The 2089-nt window shown below is 60.6% G+C and carries 3 protein-coding genes; all 3 read left to right on the forward strand.

Going from position 1 to position 2089, the window contains the following annotated elements:
- The first annotated feature begins 275 nt into the window (after window positions 1–275).
- Window positions 276–644 (forward strand): 30S ribosomal protein S13, encoded by a 369-nt coding sequence (gene rpsM / locus WEB61_RS12590; RefSeq protein ID WP_368064685.1) that lies wholly within the window; start codon window positions 276–278, stop codon window positions 642–644.
- 67 nt (window positions 645–711) lie between these two features.
- Window positions 712–1101 carry a 30S ribosomal protein S11 gene (rpsK, locus tag WEB61_RS12595; protein WP_293506764.1) on the forward strand — a complete coding sequence of 130 codons (390 nt, stop codon included), beginning with the start codon at window positions 712–714 and terminating at the stop codon, window positions 1099–1101.
- Between the two features lie 98 nt (window positions 1102–1199).
- Window positions 1200–2089, forward strand: an 890-nt coding sequence (locus WEB61_RS12600) for a DNA-directed RNA polymerase subunit alpha (RefSeq protein ID WP_368064686.1), incomplete at its 3' end; no start/stop codon positions are given.

A 2089-nucleotide genomic window follows, 5' to 3' on the forward strand; every position in this document is an offset into this window, starting at 1 on the left:
CAGGGAGCGCTCCGGACCGTGGACGGCATGAAGGATATGGATGAGGTGACCCGCCAGATCGAGGCGGTCCTCGGGCTTTCAAACAGGAAAGGGAAGCTGGCTTAAGCGGTTGACTGGGAAGAAGTAAATTCTATAATCCCGGCCTTCGCGGCGGTACTTTCAGGGCAAATTACGGTTGGGCCGAAAAATGGCGGAATTCCGCGGTTTTCGGACGGTCCCAGCCGGATTTCACGCAAGTGCCGTCTCAAGCGATTCCCGAAGTTTAGGAGAAGAACGTGGCTCGTATCGCTGGCGTCAACATCCCGACCAACAAGCGGGTGGTCATTGCGCTGACCTATATCCATGGCATTGGCGACACCAAGGCCAAGGAAATCTGCGGCACAGTCGGTATCCCGGCGGAGCGCCGCGTCAACGAGTTGACGGACGCCGAGGTCATTCAGATCCGCGAAGCGATCGATCGCGACTATATGGTCGAGGGCGATCTGCGGCGCGAAGTGGCGATGAACATCAAGCGATTGATGGATCTCGGTTGCTATCGAGGTCTCCGGCACCGCAAGGGCCTGCCAGTGCGCGGTCAGCGGACCCATACCAATGCCCGCACGCGCAAGGGCCCGGCCAAGGCGATTGCCGGCAAGAAGAAGTAACGCCCTTAGGACATACGAGCCGGGGCGCGTTAATGCGGCTCCTGCGTGACACGAAGGTTTAGGACGGATGGCGAAGGAAAAGACGCGCATCAAGCGCAAGGAACGGAAGAATATCTCATCGGGTGTCGCCCATGTGAATTCGACGTTCAACAACACCATGATCACCATTGCGGATGCGCAGGGCAATGCAATTGCCTGGTCGTCTGCCGGGATGATGGGTTTCAAGGGCAGCCGAAAGTCGACGCCCTTCGCCGCGCAGATGGCTGCGGAAGACGCGGGCAAGAAGGCCATGGAACACGGCATGCGCACCCTCGAGGTCGAGGTTTGCGGTCCGGGGTCTGGTCGTGAGTCGGCGCTTCGCGCATTGCAGTCGGTCGGTTTCACCGTCACGACGATCCGCGATGTGACGCCGATACCGCACAATGGGTGCCGCCCGCCCAAGCGGCGCCGCGTCTAGGCCGGTATCTGACCGGCCCTCCCTGATGAGGGGTTTGTCGGTCACGTCCGCTCGCACGATTGAATGGTGGGGTGGACGTTAAAGAGATCAGGTGGCGGATGTCTCCCGCCCGGTGTGCTCGCAAGGCGCGCCGCAAACGGCACGAGGTTATCAACGTGATCCAGAAAAACTGGGAAGAGCTTATCAAACCGAACAAGCTCGAAATCAATCCGGGCCATGACGCGCAGCGTTTTGCGACCGTTGTCGCCGAGCCGCTGGAGCGTGGCTTTGGTCTGACGCTGGGCAACTCGCTTCGTCGCGTCCTGATGTCGTCGCTGCAGGGCGCCGCCGTTACCGCCGTTCAGATCGACGGTGTGCTGCACGAATTCTCGTCGATCGCCGGTGTGCGCGAAGACGTGACCGACATCGTCCTCAACATCAAGCAGCTCGCGCTGCGTCTTCATGCCGAAGGCCCGAAGCGCATGTCGCTGTCGAAGAAGGGCCCGGGTGTCGTCACGGCCGGCGACATCACGGTTGGCGCCGACATAGAGGTTCTCAATCCCGATCTCGTGCTCTGCACGCTCGACGAGGGCGCCGAAATCCGGATGGAATTCACCGTCGCGCTCGGCAAGGGCTATGTTGCATCTGACCGCAACCGCCCCGAGGACGCGCCGATCGGCCTGATCCCCGTCGACAGCCTTTACAGCCCGGTGCGCCGTGTTTCCTACAAGGTTGAAAACACGCGTGAGGGCCAGATTCTCGACTACGACAAGCTCACCATGCAGATCGAGACCAACGGCGCGATCACGCCGGAAGACGCGGTTGCCTATGCCGCACGTATCCTGCAGGACCAGCTCCAGACCTTCGTCAATTTCGACGAGCCGGAGCAGAAGCATGTCGAGGAGAGTCGCCCCGAACTCGAGTTCAATGCGGCGCTCCTGAAAAAGGTGGACGAGCTCGAGCTTTCGGTGCGCTCGGCCAACTGCCTGAAGAACGACAACATCGTCTA

It is taken from the genome of Parvibaculum sp. (assembly GCF_040882025.1).
GTDB lineage: Bacteria > Pseudomonadota > Alphaproteobacteria > Parvibaculales > Parvibaculaceae > Parvibaculum.

What these genes read in the sequence shown, in the direction of transcription:
- rpsK (WP_293506764.1), top strand. Translation starts at nt 712, where the DNA reads ATGGCGAAGGAAAAGACGCGCATCAAGCGCAAGGAACGGAAGAATATC.